Raw genomic sequence first — 2,091 nt, forward strand, 5'->3', positions numbered from 1 at the left:
ACCATCGACGATACGGTGCTGACGCTGGCCATGGAGGACTTCGTCTGGGACAGCGTGGCTGAGTTCTTCCCCGCCACGCCAGAGGCGCCGATTCGCGGCATCAACCTGGTCGAGTTTAGCGGTGACGACCCCAAGGCCGTGGCCGAGCAGGTGCAGGCCTTTACCCAGCATCTGGCCCAGGACACAACGGTCACCCGGCTGGGGTACACCTTGGCCGAAGGCCGTGAGCAGATCGGCGCCGTGTACGGGATGCGCAAGCGCTCGGTCGGTCTGTTAGGCAATGTCCAGGGTGAAAAACGCCCGCTGCCGTTTGTCGAAGACACCGCCGTACCGCCGGAGCACTTGGCCGAGTTTATCGGTGAGTTCCGCGCTGCGCTGGACGCCCGTGGGCTTGCTTACGGCATGTTCGGCCACGTCGATGCCGGGGTGCTGCATGTACGCCCCGCGTTGGATATGAAAGACCCGGCCCAGGAAGCGCTGATTCGGGAAATTTCCGATGAGGTGGCCGCCCTGACCCAAAAGTACGGCGGACTGTTATGGGGCGAGCACGGTAAAGGCGTGCGTTCTGAGTATGCGCCTAAATTTTTTGGCGCACTCTACCCCAGCTTACAGCGGGTCAAAGCGGCGTTTGACCCGCATAACCAGCTCAACCCCGGCAAGATCGCTTCACCGGCAGAGGACAGCGCGCTGATCGCGAAAGACAGCGACCCGAACCTGCTGGCCATTGATGCGGTGCCCATGCGCGGTCAGTTGGACCGCACCATCGACGAGCGCGCCTGGCAGGACTATGACGCGGCGGTGTACTGCAACGGCAACGGCGCCTGCTACAACTACGATGTTGACGACCCCATGTGCCCCTCGTGGAAGGCTACCCGTGATCGCCGCCATTCCCCCAAGGGGCGTGCCAGTCTGATCCGTGAATGGCTGCGCCTGCAGTCCCAGGCGGGCATTGACGTGGTGGAAGAGTCACGCAAGAAGAAAGCCGAGCGCACCTGGGGGTTTATCAAGCACTTCCCCCAGCGGGTTGCCAATACGCTCAGCCGCCAGCAGCATCACGACTACTCCCACCAGGTGTATGACGCCATGGCCGGATGCCTGGCGTGTAAATCCTGCGCGGGCCAGTGCCCCATCAAGGTGAACGTGCCACAGTTTCGTTCACAGTTCCTGGAGGTCTACCACGGGCGCTATTTACGTCCGCTGCGTGACTACGTGATCGGCGGCACGGAATTCATGCTGCCCACGCTTGCCAGGGCAGCGCCGCTGTATAATGCCTTGATGGGCCAGCGCTGGATGGAAACGCTGCTGCGCCGTAGCGTGGGCATGAGCGATTCCCCGCTGCTCTCCCGCGCCAGTGTGAAAAAGCAGCTACGGGCCTGGGGCGTGGCGGAAGCCACGCCGACGTCACTGGCCTTGCTCACCGAGCAGCAGCGCGCCCAGAGCGTGATTTTAGTCCAGGATGCCTTCACCACGCACTTTGAAGCCAAGCTGGTCATGGACGTGATCGAACTGCTCTCACGCCTCAACCTGCGCGTGTTCGTGATGCCGTATAGCGCCAACGGCAAGCCGCTGCATGTGCAAGGCTTTTTAGGCGCCTTTGAACGTACCGCAGAAAAGCAGGCCAAGCGGCTGCGCGTCTTAAATGAGTTTGAGGTGCCCATGGTGGGCATCGACCCGGCAATGACCCTGACCTACCGCCAGGAATACGTTAAAGCGCTGGGGGCCGACGCCGTGCCTGACGTCTTAATGCTTCAGGAGTGGCTGGCCACCCGGGTGAACACCTTGGCGCAGAGTCATCTTTCCCTGAGCGACCCCGGCTTTACGCTGCTGTCTCACTGCACAGAGAAGACCAATGCACCGGGCAGCCCGAAAGCATGGCAGCAGGTATTTTCCGCGTTTGGGCTCACGCTTGAGCTGGCAGCGACGGGCTGCTGTGGAATGTCAGGCACCTATGGCCATGAAACCCGTAACGCAGAAACGTCCAAAACGATTTATGCCCAGTCCTGGCAGCCGCAGGTGGACGCCCCCGGGAACGCGGGAAGACTGCTGGCGACGGGCTATTCGTGCCGAAGTCAGGTAAAGCGCTTTTCCCAT

General features: G+C 61.7%; 1 protein-coding gene. It reads left to right on the forward strand.

All coding sequences use genetic code 11. The features are described from left to right. The coding region (locus INT33_RS20880; RefSeq protein WP_193092931.1) for an FAD-linked oxidase C-terminal domain-containing protein at positions 1 to 2,091 on the forward strand (2,091 nt) is incomplete at both ends.

Origin of the sequence: Halomonas colorata, assembly GCF_014897985.1 — a bacterium.
In the GTDB taxonomy this organism is placed as follows: domain Bacteria; phylum Pseudomonadota; class Gammaproteobacteria; order Pseudomonadales; family Halomonadaceae; genus Vreelandella; species Vreelandella colorata.